Below are 17603 nucleotides of genomic sequence, written 5' to 3' on the forward strand. Positions count from 1 at the left end.
CTACTTCACCAGTAACATGCGCTCTAGTGATTCTCTGGCTTTGTCGGCAACGGCTGGCGGCACGTAAATTTGCGGCTTCATCGTTTCCAGGCATTTAACCAGCTTTTTCAAGTTGTTAACCTTCATATTCGGACATACGAGGAACTTGGTAGCAAAGTGGAATTGTTTGTCCGGGCTATCGAGACGCAGCTGGTATCCTGTACCATCTTCGGTGCCTACAATAAATTCTTTAGCGGAAGAATTCTTACAATATTCCAGAATAGCGGTTGTGCTACCTACGAAATCTCCCATCTCTACAACCTCAGGACGACATTCCGGGTGAACAACGAACTCAGCATTGGGATGCTTCGCTCTCATCTCAACCACGTCTTTGACCGTCAGCATATCGTGGGTATTGCAGTAACCTTCCCAGATAATCATTTTCTTGTCTGTATGTTGTTGCACATAATGTCCCAGATTTTTATCTGGCACCCAGATGATTTCATCGGAATCAACAGATTGAATGACTCTGACAGCATTGGCCGATGTACAACAGATGTCGGTCTCCGCCTTGATTTCAGCTGATGAATTGATGTACGTTACAACTTTGGCATTCGGGTGCTGTGCTTTCAATTTACGTAAGCCTTCAACGTTCACCATGTCTGCCATTGGGCAGCCTGCACGCTCGTCAGGGATAATCACCGTTTTGTTAGGAGCAAGAATTTTAGCGCTTTCACCCATAAAATGAACCCCACAGAAAACGATAACATCCGCATCGGTTTGTGCTGCCTTCTGAGCCAACAGGAACGAATCCCCCCGGAAGTCAGCGACCTCCTGCACCTCGTCACGTTGATAATAATGGGCTAGAATAATGGCATTCCGTTCCTTCTTCAACTCCATCAGCCGCTCGCGCAGCTCCCGGTTCATCTCAGCCTTGCGCTCTAAAGCCAGAGCTTCCACCTGTGATCCTCTCCTTATCGGGACAGCCTCATACGCTGTTTCATATGGCAAATCCATGTCGTTATTTTCGCTTGAGAAACGAATCACAAGCGGTTTAACACCTAATGTACACAACGTTCACGACTCTGTCAATAAATGAAAACGCCCCAGAACAAGGGCATAACCGCCCATTTCCTACGTAGTACGCCCTAAAGCTCCCGGTTATCATTATCTCTACAATTTGAATTAATCCATAAAAAAGAGAGCCCGCAGGCTCTCTTTGTCATCTGTCACTATAGACAGACGGTTGTTATAAATTAAGATGTTGGCTTCGTCCCACCATCATCCGGGTCATTGCTGCTTCCTTTGTCCAGATTCGGAGCTTCGTTAGGAATATCTCCGGCTGGTGGTTCAGGCGTTTCATCTTTGCCTTGGATACGGACGCGCACATCGCCGATGTTGTCGATGATCGCCTCTCCGCCTTCACTAGGCGTACCTTCTCCATCGTTGCTGTTCTCATCTTGCAGAGTCAGGGAACCTGTTTCGATCAATTGCTTGATCTGATCCATTTCCAATGTCTCCACTTCCAGCAACGTTTGAGCGATCAGATGCACTTCTTTCGAATGTTTAACAAGCAAGTCTTTACACTTCTCATAGCATTCGTTAATGAAGCGTTGCATTTCCTGATCAATCTCGTAAGCAATGGAATCTGAGTAATTCTGTTCGTGACCGATATCACGTCCCAGGAATACCTGTCCCTGCGAGCTACCGAACTGCATAGGTCCCAGCTTCTCACTCATACCGTACTCCATAACCATGCTACGGACGATACCCGTCGCTTGTTGGAAGTCACTATATGCACCAGTACCGATTTCACCGATAAACAGTTCTTCGGAAACACGGCCGCCAAGGAGTCCAGTAATTTTGTCCAGCAATTCTTGCTTGGTAACAAGCATACGATCTTCTTTTGGCAACATGATTACATATCCACCCGCACGTCCGCGCGGAATAATGGTAACTTTATGTACCATATCGGCATGTTCCAGGAAGTAACCTACAATGGTATGGCCTGCTTCATGATAAGCAACAATACGTTTCTCACGGTCACTGATAACACGACTTTTCTTCTCCGTACCAACGATGACACGGTCGATCGCCTCATCAACTTCTTTCATGGAAATATCTCTACGATTACGACGTGCCGCAATCAACGCCGCTTCATTCAGGAGATTTTCCAAATCTGCACCGGAGAATCCGGTAGTACGCTTTGCAATGATGTCCAACTTCACATCTTTGGTAAGTGGCTTGTTACGTGAGTGTACTTTCAGAACTGCTTCACGGCCTCTCACGTCAGGGCGATCAACCGTAATTTGACGGTCAAAACGTCCTGGACGCAGCAAGGCAGGGTCCAGAATGTCTGCACGGTTCGTTGCTGCAACGATGATAATACCTTCATTGGCTCCGAAACCATCCATTTCAACGAGCAACTGGTTGAGTGTTTGTTCACGTTCGTCGTGACCACCACCAAGACCAGCACCACGCTGACGTCCTACAGCATCAATCTCATCGATAAAGATGATACATGGGGCGTTTTTCTTCGCATTTTCAAACAAGTCACGTACACGAGATGCACCGACACCGACAAACATTTCAACGAAGTCAGAACCGGAAATGCTGAAGAATGGTACACCTGCTTCACCGGCAACAGCACGAGCGAGCAAGGTTTTACCTGTACCTGGAGGACCTACAAGCAATACGCCTTTAGGAATTCGTGCACCTACTGCTGCAAATTTACGAGGATCCTTGAGGAAGTCCACGACTTCAACAAGCTCCTGTTTCTCTTCGTCAGCACCCGCAACATCTTCAAACGTAATTCGTTTCTTCTCTTCGTTATAAAGACGGGCACGGCTTTTACCAAAGTTCATTACTTTACCGCCGCCGCCTTGAGCCTGATTAAACAGGAAGAAGAACAGCAGGAACATAATGATCAAAGGAATAAAGGAAGTCAGCAACGTCAACCAGATGCTGTCACCTTTCATAGGCTCCTGATGATATTGGAATTTGTTTGTTTCGCTTGCAGTTACAAGCTCACTAATTGCCTCATCCGTAGGAGGAATATACGTTGAGAAATTTTCTGATTTGGCTCCGTCAGGCGTCTCCCTGTATTGACCGGTCACGAGGTACGTCTGACCGTTGAATTGAACCGTCAATTCAGAGACGTTATTGGCCTTGATCGCCGCGCGCAACTGATCATATCTAGGATTATCGGTGGCTTCGCCGCCATTGCTGACGAACTGGACTATCCCCACCACAACTAAAAAAAGAATTAAATAAAAAGCAGAATTCCGGATGAACCGATTCATCCCCTACCTCCTCTCGAGACACTTTAATTATTTTAACATAGCCCGACATGGCTTCTCAACAGAAGCCACCAACAGATATGGGCTTGGAACTAGCTTAAGCATTAGTTGCTGTAAACTTCCGGTTTCAGAATCCCGATGTAAGGGAGGTTCCGGTACTTCTCGGCATAATCCAGGCCATAGCCAACGATGAATGCGTCCGGAATGTCAAAGCCGGTGTAATGAGCTTCAAGTTCAACCTTGCGACCTGAAGGCTTGTCAAACAGCGTAACCACACGGACGGATTCAGCGCCGCGGTTCTGCAAGAGTTCGATCAGATAACTGAGCGTGAGTCCACTATCAATAATATCCTCTACAATCAGAACCTCGCGTCCCTCAACGGATTCATCCAGATCCTTAATGATTTTAACAACGCCAGATGATTTGGTGGAAGCGCCATAACTCGATACTGCCATGAAATCCATCTCAACAGGTACCGTAATGTTCTTAACCAAATCAGCCATAAATATAAACGCACCCTTGAGCACACAAATGACCAAAGGATTGCGATTTGCATATTCGGCACTTATTGTTGCGCCTAATTCCTTGATTTTACTCTGAATCTCTTCTTCACTGATCAATACTTCCTGAATGTCGTTCTGCAACTGTGCGAACCTCCTAAGTTATACATATGAAAGCCTTACCTGAACCATAACCACTACCCCTGAATCGCTGAATCGCCTACAGTCATGTACAGGATTGCGGAAGTATCCTCCCTGACAGGAGCTACACTAGACCGGCGAACACCCGGTAACCAGATGATATTGCCTGCTCCATCACATACCACGGGAACCCGTGAACGGACAGAAGGGGGAATTTTCTCATCGATGAAAATATTTTTCACCTTTTTGCTTCCGTTTAATCCCATCACTTTCATGGTATCTCCAGGTAACCGTGAACGCACAACCAGCGGCATAAGCAGTTGATCCGCATCAAACGCGGCATGATCCGCCGATTCCGGTACATGATAGTCCTCGGGACTCATCGGAACGAGCCGAACATGCCGGTCGATTTCCGCGAGAGAAAGCTCATAAGTTCCGCTCCATTGAGCAAGACGATATTCGTAAGATTGATCCTGTACGTCAGTCCGTATGCCGAAAGAGATCAGATCATACTCCCGGGTGCAGGCGAGTGTCTGTCCTATATCCAGGCTCCAGGTCGTCGCGTCAGGCTGAATTACCTTGCGGCGAATGGTTTCAATACGGGTAAAGTCGACAAAATCACTGTCCAAAGGCAGATAATTCAATATTAGTTTAATCAACCTTCGTTGTAAAGCGACATGTAACTTCAAAAAGGAAGGCACCTCAAAGGTTTGCCTTCCGCCGTTCGCCTGCACTAGACACCTGTATGCGTCATATGCACCTTGTTCCATGAAATCGTCTTCATCGCCCACAATTTCGGCAAGTCGATTCAAAGACGGCGTCAACTGTCCATTATATTGCCCCAAAAAAGGAAGCACATCCAAGCGAATGGCATTACGCCGATATTTACGCAGGGAATTACTTTCATCATTAAAATACAGAAAACCCTGGGTATTACAAGCTTCTACAAGGTCTGTCTTGTTTATACGAAGGCATGGACGAATAAGTTCCACATTTTTTTCTCGTCTTTTAAACTTCATTCCCGCGAGTCCGGAAAGACCACTACCACGCAACAAATGGAGCATCACCGTCTCTGCCTGATCGTCAGCATGATGGGCCAGTGCAATGCTCGCCGCATCGTATTTGGCAGCCACTTCATGCAAAAACTCATATCGCTTGTTGCGCGCGGCCTCTTGAGGACCTTGACCGGTAAGCTTCATATGAGAAGGTACATCGGCCTTCACCCATTCAAATGAAATGCCAAGCCGGTGCGCAAGTTCCTTCATCATCTCGGCTTCATGATCTGATTCAATCCGAAACCCATGATGTACATGGGCGCAAATCAATTCCAGCGGGACATGCCTGGTACTGATTTCATGCATGATATGCAAAAAAGCTACCGAGTCCGGTCCGCCCGATACTGCGACGACAATCCGATCCCCGGGAACCCATAACTGATGCTCTTCCGCTGCATCCAGCACGTTATTCACCAGCTTGTTCCAGCGTAAAGCCTCCATACCTGTTCCTCATTCCTTACGTTATGTATATGCACTCTCACAGGTCAGAATCGCAGTGCATAGATGAGTACCCCAATAAGTAATATAACGGATACAGCAAATGCATTTTTGAGCCAACGCGGTGTTGTACTTTTGGAACGGCGACGAAGAGAAGAAGGGCGTGCCATCATCTCTTTCCAGACTTTAGCGGCGTGTCCGGCATCCTGAAACTGACCTCGTAATGCCTGAATGGTCCAGTTTCGAAATGGGCGGAGACGTTCGCTGCGCTCCACGAGAGCTGTGAGCTGGTTCACACTTCGCAATTGTGGTAATCCTTCTGCAGCCAGCGCTTTGAGTGCATCGGCTTCAAGTACATGAATCAGTAATAGCGCAAAAGCAAACACATCATAAGTTCCATCTGCTGTCCGGCTGCCCGCATTCCAGAATCCGCGATCATACCATTCAGTGAACTGCTTAACGCTCCGGCCGATTGAAGTCACTCCGCCATAGTCGATAAGCTCTACCTGCCCATAATCCGATACCAGTACATTTTGGGGTTTAAGATCGCCAAATACCCATCCAGCCTGATGCAATTGAGCCAGCTTCTGCAATAGTCTGAGCCCAACCAGAAGTGTCCATTCCGTTCCCTGTCGCCGAATGAAATGGTGCAGAGACTCCCCCCGAACGTAACGCATCACATAAAAGGGAATGTCACGACCACGAATGGCGTAGTCATCCACATCTTTCAGATAGGAAGGAATGCCGCTCTGCCGAAGGGCCTCATGATTACGCTGTAGTTGAAAAGATTTGAGCACATTTATTTCCGATTGCAGATCCACAGGGTCAAATCCCATTTTAAGCGCATAATGTTTGCCATTCTCACCGCGCTGGACAAGAAAAACGATGCCGTTGGCTCCTTTGCCCAGCAGCTTCCGAATCGTATAACGGCTGCGATTCCATTTCCCTGTTATGACTGTTCCTGGCGGGAAAGAGGCGTCAGACAACGTTGTCACCGAGCATCCCTTCTCTTTCAATGCGATAGTTCCCTTCTATTTCCTGCTGTCCCTCCAGTGTACCATAACGGTAAAAATCAATCACCCTTTGAATCGCAGGACCTGTCGGCGTCGCTCCCTTCATTTGCAAACGTCCAAATAGCGAACGAACACGGCTCAGATCAACTGTCCAGTCGATATCCATGACAGCGTCTTCTCCGCTATGACGTCCAGGAAAATGAAATACGGAAAGATGGCTCTGACCAATACGTGCCTGCAAGCTAAGCATTAAATCCCGAATCCCTTCCTCCACAGCAGCAAGTTTCGGCTTCATACTGGCACTTACGTCAATGAGAAGGATGACCTGAAGTGGCGTTGTCTCGGCCATATCATCCATCACTTCAACGACCTGCGCACGTTTCGCCGGTTCAAGGTCTGTTACCGTTTTCGGCTCGTGCTCTCCCAGAATTTGTGTTAACTCTCTATTAACCGCCTGCTGAATGGTCTGAACCACCGTTTTTCTTGTCATCATCTGCATCGTATGAGCAAGCTGTCTTGTGCCTACAATCTGGCTGATTCCACCTCCGGCTTTGGCAATATCCTCGATCTCCCGACTGCCCAACTCACCAATGGTTCCATAATCAATAACACCGACCACGTTGACCGTAATTCCCTCTTCCCGGGCTTCCGCCGCAGCCAGCACCGGACTTGTTCCTACATTGGAACAACCGTCGGTGATCAACAAGATTTGTTTCATCCGATATCCCTCCGTTTTGGGTTACTCTCCAACTCTATGACTAGCATTGCCAGAATGAAGAGACTTCAAACAGAGGAATATGCAATTAACTGACGGTACGCGGACGTTCCATCCGGCTTATTCCAGGTACTCTCAATGTGGCCCACTCCGGGCGATAATGTTCTATTTTGCCTACAATTACAGTCATATCATCATAAATCTCATGCTGCTGATAACGAATAACACTTTCAAGCAGGCAGTCTGCTACCTCCTGAGGATTATCACTATCAATTTCCTGAATGAGACGCTTCATCCATAGCTCTTTATTGACGGCATATCCCGGTGCATCATAGATGCCATCTGTCATCATAATTAAAACATCCCCTGGCTGAAGCTGTACGGTTACCAGATCCACCTCAATATCTTTGATAATTCCAATCGGCAGATTGCTTGCCGAAACCTGGATAACCTCCTGCCCTCGTTTAATAAAACTTGGAGTCGATCCGATTTTCATAAACGTGGTCTCTGCCGTATATTCATCGATCAGAGCCATATCCACCGTTGCATACATTTCTTCAGGAGAACGCAGCAGCAGAACGGAATTCACCGATTTGATCGCCAGCTTCTCATCCATGCCCGATTGTAACAACTGCTCCAGTATATTTAGCGCAGCACTGCTCTCCATACGTGCCCGTTCCCCATTCCCCATGCCATCGCTAAGCGCAACCGCAAAGGTGCCATTGCCCAGTTCAACCGTACTGAAACTGTCCCCGGACATCACATCTCCCCCTTTGGCAGCGGCAGCAACACCCGTTGTTATCTCAAACGTTTTGGCAGAGCCAAAGGTGACTGTCGCCAGCCCTTGGCGAGGGTCGAGCATCGTCTCGTTCAAGACGGCAATATGCTCGTCCAGTACATCCGAGATCAGCGGAGCGATCATTTTCCGGCACTCATCAAATCCCCGTGTATACGCATGAACAATCTCAATCTCCACATTACCCGCTTCCAGATTAATGATTTCAATAGAATGTATGGACAGACCTAACGATTCAAGCGCATCCCGAATCTGTTCCTCCTGCTGCACCATCTCCTCACTTTCCCGTTGAATTTCTTTTGCCAGGTCCTCCATCACCTGGGATACCCCTGATAATTGCTCTGCAACCAGCTGTCGACTATCTATAATCTGACGTTTCCATTGCATGTTATGTTGATGCAAACCATACTGGGCACGCATCACTTCAAGTACCTCTTCCGGTTTCGCACATACTCTGTTCCATTCCACCGGAATCTGCTTGCCTGACATCTCCGGGTTGGCTTCAATGGAACTCATCACATCCGTCATATATTTATAGGTTTGAATAAACTTCGAATCCCAGCATTGGGCCTTCTTAAAGCAACCCGAACATGTACCTTCGGCTACAGCATTCATGAAATGCTCCATCCCGCCTTCGTTCTGTACCGGCTCCCCCGCCCCGGACATCTGATCGAAGCTGCGTGACAACTGACGAAATACCTGTGAGAAGCGGGTAACCCGTTCTGCGGTGATATCCCGTATTCTCTTCGCATATTCATGCTGCGATTTCGTGTGATCCTGCGTGCCAGGAACATATTTGGATATGGCCGTCAGCATGCTTTTTGGCGTCAGCATAAACAGAACAATGGCTGCACACGTTTCCCATAAGGAGTTCATGACATCTCCCGGACCACCCAGATATATGGATAGAATGGATGAGCCCAGTAACATACCTAATGCGACCGCTGCACGTTTTCCTTCCCGGAGCATTCCCGCAAGCATGCCAGCAAAAGCAAGCAGACTCATCTGATATACTGCCGACATGTCGGCCAAACTCAGAATGAGGCCAGTAATGACTCCAACTGAGGCTCCAAGGGGGGCTCCGCCCACCAGCGCGAAGATCAGAATAAGATACCGGGAAAGCATATGCTCTACGGACAGGGACTGGATCGTCCAGCCCACCGCCCCCGTCATTACGGAGGCCAACAAGATGATCAGACAGAGGATCTCCTCGTTCTTTAGATTGAATTTTTTTTTGCGATACGTGAAGATCGGTATGGCCTGTATGAAAACCAGAGTAAGCACAAAGCTGAGTACGGAATCCATAGTGAGCATTAGCATGGCGTACCAGCTGAAAGACGGCCCAATAACGACGGCGAATAATTTGACCATAAAAGTAGTCGTAAACACCATCGTTGGTGCATAAGATAATTCAGCGCGGTCATAAGATTCCAGTCCTCTGAACAGCAGATAGAAGATGGCGATCTCCGAAGCAACAATCAGTGGAACTGGAAACGGGGCGAAGAGACTGCCTGCCAGCAACGCTGCACCTACCGGAATAATGTAATCCCTGCGCATGAAGGCTATTACCGCAAAGTAAGCAATCGCAAAGGGCGATAATTCATTCAGAATCATGGCCTTTCCCAGCAAAAACCCCATAAAGGTGAGAAGCAGCACCCATTTACGTGCAGCTACGATCTGGATGGCCTTGCGGGAGATAATCCACTGTTTGAGACGTACCGACAGCTCCTCCCGAGCTTCCGTACCTCCTTTACCAGCTTTCATTCCCGGAAATTGAATGACATTCCACTTTTCCATCATCCTCAAGGCACCCCATTCGATTAATTTAATTTTCGTGTTTCGTTCTCGATGGTTCTGATTATAGATAGATTAGAAGACGTAGTTTGTCAGAATTGGTGGGCAGGCTCCAAAAACTTTACGACAAAAGAAACAGACGCGGCGCGGTGGTGCGGAACCCCCGGCCTTATTGTGGTTTCATCCATTTGGCAGATACCCCGCCGACAAGGCACTTGTCTGATTTTGAACTGGAAGCCTTTCGTCTTCGCCACGATTTGAGCAGGATACCTGTGGAATGCCACGGAAACCTGTCGGTAAAAAATGGTAGACGACAAATGTTCTTATGTAATTTTTTTCCTGTGCAGAAAAGCTGGGGATATGGAGCTTCACTTTACAAAAACGGCTATGAATCCGGTCTATTGTCTATAACTGACCCATTAAACTCCAAAATCAAAAACAAACGCAAAAAAACCGCCAGCCCCAAGGCTAACGGTTTTTCTTATATTTTTAATCAGGTTGATACAGATTACACGCGCTTGGCTCCGCGGCCACCACGTTTGCCTTCTGTGTTCTTCTTCAACGAAGAAATCCGTTCTTCGCTATCTTTCAGGAAGCGTGACATTTTATCCTCAAATGAAGGTTTGCCTGCTGCGGGCTTGAAAGAACGGCCTCCGCGGTCACGGTTAAATCCACCACCACCACCGCCGCCACGACCTTGGCCACCACTTGGGCCTCCGCCGCTGAATCGTTCGCGATCTCCTCCACTGCGTTCCGGTCTAGGAGCTCTTGGGGGTCTGGACTGTGTTTGTTGCTCAACCGGTTTGTCAACAGCTTGCTTAATGGAAAGCCCAATCTTGCCATCCTTGTCAACGTTGATGACCTTAACGGTAACGAGGTCATTAAGCTTCAGGTGGTCGTTGACATCTTTGACATAATTGTCGGCGATTTCCGAGATGTGAACGAGACCCGTGACACCTCCTGACAGATCCACAAATGCTCCAAAATGCGTGATGCCTGTCACCTTGCCCTCTAACTTGGTGCCCACTTCAATTGCCATAGAATAAAATGATCCTCCCTTAAAAATATACAACCCGATTTTTTGAATGCCAAAATCAATGCTGTGCTAATTTAATTATACCTTATGCCGCAAACCAAGGTCAACTGAGCACTACCCCTTAAGGCAGCCTATTTTTTCCGGTATAACGGCTTCAGACATATAGATAACAATCCTTGCTCGATAATGAGCCAAATTACATCAGTTCCCTGACTCTTCAACCTGAATTGGTGTTTCCTCAGGCAGATAGTATCCTTTTTTTCGAGCCAGCTGTCCTATGTATTCGGGATCCTTCAACCGACTGACTTCATATTTCAATTGATCCAGCTTCTTCAATGTCTCTTCCTTTGAAGATTGCTGGGCAGCCAGATGAGAGTTCTTGTCCGAAATTTGCGCAGTCTGCACAAGGAACGTATATCCTGCCCAAATGATAAACACTACCATAAAAGTCATCCAGAGCATGAGACGCCTTTTGGCACCTGCAGATTTTCCTTGGCCTGCTGGAGCTTTTGATTTGCTCATAGGTGTTTTACCCATTATCGGACCTCCTTAAAACCAGCGTTTCCACATCGCTGCGATACTTGAACCCGCACGGATCATCCAACGTGGCGTAACCCAATGTTTCAGGATTGGCCTAAACATCCAGCGGAACAACTTGCCGAAAGGTACCAAACATTGCAGCACCAGCTTACCCAGGAATAACAGTATGGCGAGTACAAAACCAATTAATACGCGCACTAACTTGTAAAGTCCTTTAGCGGGCATAACGATCAGGATGTTAAGGATATGTCCACACCAATGAATCAGCGTTCTTGCGAGTTTAATTAACATTACCACAAAACGCTGGGTTGTAACACTTAAAAGCCAAAAATAGAAGCAAACCCCTATAATCAGCCCCAAAAAGACATAAAACCGCAGCTGTCCGTGGTTCCCGGCATACAGCATCCGGAAGACGAACAGCGCGGAAGCGACCCAATACAACAGATCTAGCGTGTGGACGCTCCATCTCGGGAACCGCAGCTGACCGGACAGTACCCGGTAACTGTCGTAGGCCATCCCCATCACGGCTCCCGACATCAGCATCCACATCAATGTGATCCATTGAGTATCCGGACTCATCGGAACATCTTGCCGAACAGGCCTTTACCGTTTTTGGACTGGGAACCGGGGTCCAGATATTGGAGAGAACTGACTGTGCCCTCGATGGATAACAAACCGTCCTCCAGGCTCAGGTTTTTGATATGTAAATTGTGCCCCCGGATGGTCAGATGCCCAAGTTCAGTTTGCAGCAAAAATTCCTCACTGTCGAAGCTCTCCACATTGGAGACACCCGTCAGATCCAGCAGTTTCCTATTCTGCATGCTCAGATGATGCTGTTTCGTCTTACTTTGCTCAACCATGGCATGTACCCCTCCTTCTTAACCCTAGCTTATGGATCAGAAGTGCAGAATAGAACCAAGGTTGGATGAAAGCGAATGTCTGGATAACGAGTCAACCAAAAACGCCCTTCCCTGTACGGGAAAGGCGTTTCTCTTCATTTTGCAATGAATGGGTACAAAAGTATATCAGGCATCCCTGTTACCAGTTCAGCCCGTTATCCTTGGCGATCGGCTCTTCCTTAACCAAGGTGTAGAGGCTGCTCGCCTCATCCTTCTTGGTACTCTCAGCAAGACGTTCCACCTTCACGGTGACCAGCTTTTGACCGAACTGAACCGTCAGCTCATCGCCCACTTTGACAGCGGCGCTGGGCTTCGCTTCACGTCCGTTCACCAGCACACGTCCCTGTTCGGAGACGTCCTTGGCTACAGTGCGGCGTTTGATCAGGCGGGAGACCTTCAGGAATTTATCAAGACGCATTATTTTACGGCTTCTTTAAGTTTGTTGCCTGCTTTGAACGCAGGAACAGTGGACTCAGGAATCACGATTTCATTCCCTGTTTGCGGGTTACGTCCGGTACGACCGGAACGTTTGCGGGTCTCAAAAGTGCCAAAGCCGATCAGTTGTACTTTGTCTCCGCTGGCAAGTGCATCTGTAATTTCTCCCAAAAAGCCGTTCAATACGGACTCAACGTCTTTTTTAGTCAAACCGCTTTTGGTGGAAATGTTGTTAATCAGATCTGTTTTGTTCATTTTTAAAAGCCTCCCAAATTGAAAAAAAAGTATCTGCGAATCCGTGACAACACATCTGCTGCTGGCTCGCGCAAGGTTACTACACATGTATTCTGGCTTGGCATCTGAAATCCTGCCTCGGTCTTCGACTTTTTTCACTTTTTGTCGGTCCTGCCCAAGAACAGTCTAAGTCCAGTACCCGAAACACCTCTCCGCTAATCACACGCTTTCTCGTGCAACCCGCCCGAGATGCTTCGACGACACGAAACGCATGATGCACTATGCAATTTTGCATAATTCGAATCATCTCGCTCCCGGGTACAAGATATAGACGAATATAAGCATTTCGATCTATATCTTGCTGATTGAAAGACGCTCTTTAGATTTATGCAAAATGCTCACCTATGTGAATGATATCGGATCAGAGCCCAAAATGCCAGAGCCCTTTACAATCCAGATTTCTTCGCTGCCTGCCAGTATTGCTCCATTTCATCGACATTGCTGTCTGACGGAGTTCTTCCCTGTTCACGCAGACGCTCCTCGATATACTGGAAACGCTGAATGAATTTCCGATTCGTGGCGGCAAGCGCCTCCTCCGGATCTGTATCAATAAATCTCGCTACATTGGCAGCTGCAAACAATAAATCGCCCAGTTCCAGCTTCCGCTCTTCAGCCGACTGATTATGCTGTACCGCTTCTTTTAGCTCTGCCAGTTCTTCCTCAATCTTGGCAAAGACACCTTCTACGTCATCCCAATCGAAGCCCACTTTGGCCGCTTTTTTCTGTAATTTGTACCCTTTCATCAAGGCAGGCAAGTCGCGGGGAATACCGTCCAGCACGGAAGTCTGCTGCAGATCCTGTCCCTTGCGCTTTTTCTCCTCTGCCTTCATCTGTTCCCAGTTTTGCAACGCTTCATTCGCATTCTCTGCCTGTTGTTCGCCGAATACATGCGGATGACGGAAAATTAGCTTGTCGTTCAATCCTTCAATAACGTCGTACACGTTAAACGTGCCAACCTCTTCTTCCATCTGGGAGTGCAGCAAAATCTGCAACAGGAGATCACCTAGCTCTTCCTTCATGTGATCAGGGTCATCTTCATCAATGGTTTCAATGACTTCATAGGTTTCCTCAATCAGGTTTTTGCGAATCGACTGGTGGGTCTGCTCCTGATCCCATGGACAGCCGCCTGGACTGCGAAGGATATTCACGATTTCATGCAGTCGTGCGAAGGAGCGCCGACGAAGCGCGTCATCCGTATTTTTCGGAACATATATCAATGAGAGATTACCGTACCCGTCAATCCGGTCCAGATCATGCAGAGGTACTTTGTGAATGGTCTCCTGTCCCTGTACACCCAAGGCATGTCCGACAAATACCGGATAATCGTCAGGGTAAACGTCCATCAGACACAGTTTTACGTCAGAAGCGGTAAACACATCATATACTTGTCCAATCAAGGTATGAAGCTGTGGCTGCACCAGTTCCGTATTGAGACTGCTGGCATCGAGAAGCTGAAAACCTTCAATAGGATCGAATCCAAGACGAATAAACGCTTCATCGAGGAAGCTCTCCCCACCCATGACACGCAGCGAAATTCCCATTTGTGGGCAGCGCTCCTTCAACAGGCGTACGCTCGCTTCAGCGACCATGGGATGTCCTGGCACGGCATAAACGATCTCGGTACCTTGCTCGCCCTTACGTGCGGCCTCAATCAGCCGGTCTGCAATTTCGTCGTACACTTCCGGAAAAGAATCCTTCGCCTCATAGATGGCATCAAAGGATGTCATCTCCAGCCCTTCCTGCTTCAGATCATTCAATACGGGATGATCCAGTGTGCGCACATACAGCGTCGCTGCATGTTTCATTTTTTTAATGATTCCTACCGTCAGCTGATCTGCATCTCCAGATCCAAGACCGACTACTGTCAAAGCTGCACTCATCTTTATAAGCCTCCATCCGAACCTTCCTGTTCCGACGTGCCCACCCTTGAACATAACCAATAGCTTTGGGCCATACACAATGCAGAACAGGGCTCTATAATTACACGTATTATACCAGAATTAGACGTTATCCTATAATTGCATATTTCCCTGCTAGATCCATCAAAGCCCGCCGCACAGCTTAAGACTGTGCCAATTGGGATGAATGGATCATGAGCGCCAGGTGCTAAGTGTAGCAGCGAGCGGCGTAAGATCTAGCGCAGAACACGCAGTCTGCGCAGCAGCTTGGTTAGAAGCGGCCCCAGCTTGGGCACGGCCGCCAGCTCTGCGGCGGTCAATAGCCCCGTCCGGGCCGCTACCAGCAAGAACACGGCCGAGCCTGAGGCTATACCAAGCAGGCTCACGCCCATCGCGGCCAGCCGGCGATCGGCCGCGATACCGATGCCGCCGAGCACTGCTTCGGCGGCCCAGGCCATGCCTGCCGCCGCCAGGCTCATGGCGGCGATCACCAGCGCCGGCTTCGCCAGGACGGCGCCAGGGGCCGGGCGCAGGGCGACAAGCCGCGCCAGCAGCGCTACATTCAGGCCAGCCGCCAGCATATAGGCGACTGCGCCTGCCAGGGCCGCGCCGCTGATGCCCAGCGCCGGCACAAGCATAACGTTCAGCAACGCCTTGACGCCTGCGGCGGCCAGCATGCTGAACGCGGGTGCGCGCACGGCGCCGAGGCCTTGCAGCAGCGCCGCCGCAATAATGCTGACGGTGCTGCCTGCAGCCGTCAGCGCCATGTACCGCAGAGCTTCGGTGCCTGCGGCATCCCCGTACAGCATGCGGTTAATCGGCTCTGCCAGCACCGCCAGACCTGCGGATGCCGCCAGACCGATCAACCAGAACCAGCGCAGCGCGAGGCCTGCTTGCTGTCTCACGGCTTCTGGCCCTCCCTTCAGCCGGGCTTCGGCCATCGCCGGAATAAAGAGCACAGACAGCGATGTGGCAAGCATCGTCACCAACTGAACCAGCGGCAAGCCACGGTTGTAAATTCCGAAGGACACCATGGATTGAAGCTCATCCAGCCCTTCTCTTCTTAACAATCGAGGCACCGTAAAGGTATCCACCAGATTCATCAATGGCACAGCCAGTGATCCGAGACAGACCGGAATAGCATAGATTAACAGCGTCCGAACCCATTCTCCGTTGGATCGCCGCTCCTCGGACAGAAGGCTGCTTCCCCCGCTTCGGTGTTCTTTGGTTTTTTCTACTTGCTCAGCTGTCTTAGCACCTTGCATAACTGCGAGCCGTTCGCCATTTTTTCGTCGATGATGGTACACATATCCAAGCATCGTAACTAATCCGGCAAACCCGCCTGCCACTGAGCCAATCATGGCTCCAGCTGCAATGGTCTCCAATGAAGCATCCCGCCCCATGAGCCACAACAACAGAACAATCATCACGGCGACCCGAACGGTCTGCTCCACCACCTGGGATACTGCTGTAGGCACCATTTTCTGCAAACCCTGAAAATATCCGCGTAGCCCTGTCATCACCGGTATAAACAACAAAGCCATAGAAGCTGCCCGAATAGACGTAACGACACTTCCGTTACCAATCCATTTGCCAATAAGCGGTGCGCCTGTATACATCAATAAAGCCAAGACCAGTCCAATCCCACCGAGCAGCATCGAGGACAAACGGATAATTCTTCTGCCTTCCTCCGGTCTGCCAAGAGCATTCTGCTCAGCTACGAATTTGGATACAGCCACAGGCAGCCCGGCAGCAGCAACGGTAATGATGAGCATATAGAACGGGTACACCGTATTGTAGATGCCAAAAACACCGTCTCCCCCCAGATTCTGTAGCGGAATCTTCTGAAAAGCACCAATGATTTTGGATATAATGGCGGCAAGCCCAAGCACAAATGCACCATGAAGTAATCTTGAGCCTGTAGACGACTGATTCATATGTCCCTCCTGCTTATGTCCATGCATTCTTCCCTTCAACGTATACCTAACTATTATACCTGTCCAAAGGCACACAGACTAACCCTTCAGGATATCACTCAGAATGTCTACAGCTTTCCTAAAATGCAAAAAACTCCTGTATACCCTCAGGGCACCAGGAGTTGATCTGCTATTTATTGCTCCATCTGTTTGCCAAGGAACCCGGCAGCCGTCTCGGACATTTTGATTTCCATCTGAGACATCTTCACCGATTCATCCTTGTTGAAAAGGATAACCGTTCCGATGGGGTCACCACCCGAAATGATCGGGGCAATAACAAACGATGATAACGTCTCGTCATGATCTTTGCTAAGCTCATAAGAACCATTGTTGGTCTCCATGATCGTCTTGCGATTTTCCATGCAACTCTCCAGCAGTGGCCCTACCTGCTTGTCCAGATACTCTTTCTTGGAGCCACCTGCCACCGTAATAATCGTATCACGGTCAGAGATCATCGTTACATGGCCTGTGCTTTCATACAGCGATTCTGCATATTCTTTGGCAAAATCACCAAGTTCGCCAATCGGCGAGTATTTTTTAAGAATAACCTCTCCATCGCGGTCCACAAAAATCTCAAGTGGATCGCCTTCACGGATACGTAACGTACGGCGGATTTCTTTCGGAATGACCACTCGACCGAGGTCATCAATACGGCGGACAATACCAGTAGCTTTCATTTCACATGTTGCCCCACTTTCTCGAGAAGATTTTTCAACTACTGTTCCTTAATGGGTAGAGGAAAGTCCCAGAACGTTTAGTGTGATATCTTGACAATAGTATTCATCTGTTCCCATT

16 protein-coding genes are annotated in these 17603 nt (G+C 48.7%); all 16 read right to left on the reverse strand.

Annotated elements, in window-relative coordinates; genetic code table 11:
• The 16 genes from nadA to spoVT all read right to left on the reverse strand — a co-directional run bounded on the left by nadA (position 1) and on the right by spoVT (position 17485).
• Positions 1-939, reverse strand: coding sequence for a quinolinate synthase NadA (nadA, locus tag AMS66_RS00115; protein WP_024633731.1), 939 nt, complete (start codon positions 937-939; stop codon positions 1-3).
• A 296-nt stretch (positions 940-1235) separates the two neighbouring features.
• Positions 1236-3281, reverse strand: coding sequence for an ATP-dependent zinc metalloprotease FtsH (gene ftsH, locus AMS66_RS00120; RefSeq protein WP_053778913.1), 2046 nt, complete (start codon positions 3279-3281; stop codon positions 1236-1238).
• A 101-nt stretch (positions 3282-3382) separates the two neighbouring features.
• Complete coding sequence (hpt, locus tag AMS66_RS00125; protein ID WP_024633729.1) at positions 3383-3922, reverse strand: hypoxanthine phosphoribosyltransferase; 540 nt, start codon at positions 3920-3922, stop codon at positions 3383-3385.
• Between the two features lie 53 nt (positions 3923-3975).
• Entirely contained in the window at positions 3976-5415 is a 1440-nt protein-coding gene (gene tilS / locus AMS66_RS00130) for a tRNA lysidine(34) synthetase TilS (RefSeq protein WP_053778914.1), read from the reverse strand.
• Positions 5416-5459: 44 nt separating this feature from the next.
• Complete coding sequence (locus tag AMS66_RS00135) at positions 5460-6407, reverse strand: serine/threonine protein kinase (protein ID WP_053778915.1); 948 nt, start codon at positions 6405-6407, stop codon at positions 5460-5462.
• Positions 6391-7143, reverse strand: a complete 753-nt coding sequence (locus tag AMS66_RS00140; RefSeq protein WP_053778916.1) for a vWA domain-containing protein — start codon at positions 7141-7143, stop codon at positions 6391-6393. The genes AMS66_RS00135 and AMS66_RS00140 overlap by 17 nt, the downstream gene beginning before the upstream one ends.
• A gap of 85 nt (positions 7144-7228) precedes the next feature.
• A complete protein-coding gene (spoIIE, locus tag AMS66_RS00145; protein WP_181014073.1) occupies positions 7229-9736 on the reverse strand; it encodes a stage II sporulation protein E in 2508 nt (835 codons plus the stop codon).
• 502 nt (positions 9737-10238) lie between these two features.
• Positions 10239-10769, reverse strand: a complete 531-nt coding sequence (locus tag AMS66_RS00150) for a S1 domain-containing RNA-binding protein (RefSeq protein ID WP_053778917.1) — start codon at positions 10767-10769, stop codon at positions 10239-10241.
• Positions 10770-10967: 198 nt separating this feature from the next.
• Complete coding sequence (locus AMS66_RS00155) at positions 10968-11303, reverse strand: FtsB family cell division protein (protein WP_053778918.1); 336 nt, start codon at positions 11301-11303, stop codon at positions 10968-10970.
• A 12-nt stretch (positions 11304-11315) separates the two neighbouring features.
• Complete coding sequence (gene yabQ, locus AMS66_RS00160; protein ID WP_053778919.1) at positions 11316-11885, reverse strand: spore cortex biosynthesis protein YabQ; 570 nt, start codon at positions 11883-11885, stop codon at positions 11316-11318.
• A complete protein-coding gene (gene yabP / locus AMS66_RS00165) occupies positions 11882-12166 on the reverse strand; it encodes a sporulation protein YabP (RefSeq protein ID WP_053778920.1) in 285 nt (94 codons plus the stop codon). Before yabP ends, yabQ begins: the two co-directional genes overlap by 4 nt.
• 178 nt (positions 12167-12344) lie before the next feature.
• Entirely contained in the window at positions 12345-12623 is a 279-nt protein-coding gene (locus AMS66_RS00170; RefSeq protein ID WP_024633720.1) for an RNA-binding S4 domain-containing protein, read from the reverse strand.
• Entirely contained in the window at positions 12623-12895 is a 273-nt protein-coding gene (locus AMS66_RS00175) for an HU family DNA-binding protein (RefSeq protein WP_017691362.1), read from the reverse strand. Before AMS66_RS00175 ends, AMS66_RS00170 begins: the two co-directional genes overlap by 1 nt.
• 425 nt (positions 12896-13320) lie before the next feature.
• Complete coding sequence (gene yabN / locus AMS66_RS00180) at positions 13321-14814, reverse strand: bifunctional methyltransferase/pyrophosphohydrolase YabN (RefSeq protein WP_053778921.1); 1494 nt, start codon at positions 14812-14814, stop codon at positions 13321-13323.
• Positions 14815-15068: 254 nt separating this feature from the next.
• Entirely contained in the window at positions 15069-16769 is a 1701-nt protein-coding gene (locus AMS66_RS00185) for a putative polysaccharide biosynthesis protein (protein WP_053778922.1), read from the reverse strand.
• Positions 16770-16942: 173 nt separating this feature from the next.
• Positions 16943-17485 carry a stage V sporulation protein T gene (gene spoVT / locus AMS66_RS00190; RefSeq protein ID WP_053778923.1) on the reverse strand — a complete coding sequence of 181 codons (543 nt, stop codon included), beginning with the start codon at positions 17483-17485 and terminating at the stop codon, positions 16943-16945.
• Positions 17486-17603: the final 118 nt, after the last annotated feature.

This window comes from Paenibacillus xylanivorans, assembly GCF_001280595.1.
GTDB classification, from domain to species: domain Bacteria; phylum Bacillota; class Bacilli; order Paenibacillales; family Paenibacillaceae; genus Paenibacillus; species Paenibacillus xylanivorans.

What these genes read in the sequence shown, in the direction of transcription:
- AMS66_RS00155 (WP_053778918.1), bottom strand. Translation starts at nt 11,303, where the DNA reads ATGGGTAAAACACCTATGAGCAAATCAAAAGCTCCAGCAGGCCAAGGA.
- AMS66_RS00170 (WP_024633720.1), bottom strand. Translation starts at nt 12,623, where the DNA reads ATGCGTCTTGATAAATTCCTGAAGGTCTCCCGCCTGATCAAACGCCGC.
- AMS66_RS00140 (WP_053778916.1), bottom strand. Translation starts at nt 7,143, where the DNA reads ATGAAACAAATCTTGTTGATCACCGACGGTTGTTCCAATGTAGGAACA.
- yabN (WP_053778921.1), bottom strand. Translation starts at nt 14,814, where the DNA reads ATGAGTGCAGCTTTGACAGTAGTCGGTCTTGGATCTGGAGATGCAGAT.
- ftsH (WP_053778913.1), bottom strand. Translation starts at nt 3,281, where the DNA reads ATGAATCGGTTCATCCGGAATTCTGCTTTTTATTTAATTCTTTTTTTA.
- AMS66_RS00175 (WP_017691362.1), bottom strand. Translation starts at nt 12,895, where the DNA reads ATGAACAAAACAGATCTGATTAACAACATTTCCACCAAAAGCGGTTTG.
- AMS66_RS00185 (WP_053778922.1), bottom strand. Translation starts at nt 16,769, where the DNA reads ATGAATCAGTCGTCTACAGGCTCAAGATTACTTCATGGTGCATTTGTG.
- spoVT (WP_053778923.1), bottom strand. Translation starts at nt 17,485, where the DNA reads ATGAAAGCTACTGGTATTGTCCGCCGTATTGATGACCTCGGTCGAGTG.
- yabP (WP_053778920.1), bottom strand. Translation starts at nt 12,166, where the DNA reads ATGGTTGAGCAAAGTAAGACGAAACAGCATCATCTGAGCATGCAGAAT.
- AMS66_RS00150 (WP_053778917.1), bottom strand. Translation starts at nt 10,769, where the DNA reads ATGGCAATTGAAGTGGGCACCAAGTTAGAGGGCAAGGTGACAGGCATC.
- spoIIE (WP_181014073.1), bottom strand. Translation starts at nt 9,736, where the DNA reads ATGATGGAAAAGTGGAATGTCATTCAATTTCCGGGAATGAAAGCTGGT.
- tilS (WP_053778914.1), bottom strand. Translation starts at nt 5,415, where the DNA reads ATGGAGGCTTTACGCTGGAACAAGCTGGTGAATAACGTGCTGGATGCA.
- yabQ (WP_053778919.1), bottom strand. Translation starts at nt 11,885, where the DNA reads ATGAGTCCGGATACTCAATGGATCACATTGATGTGGATGCTGATGTCG.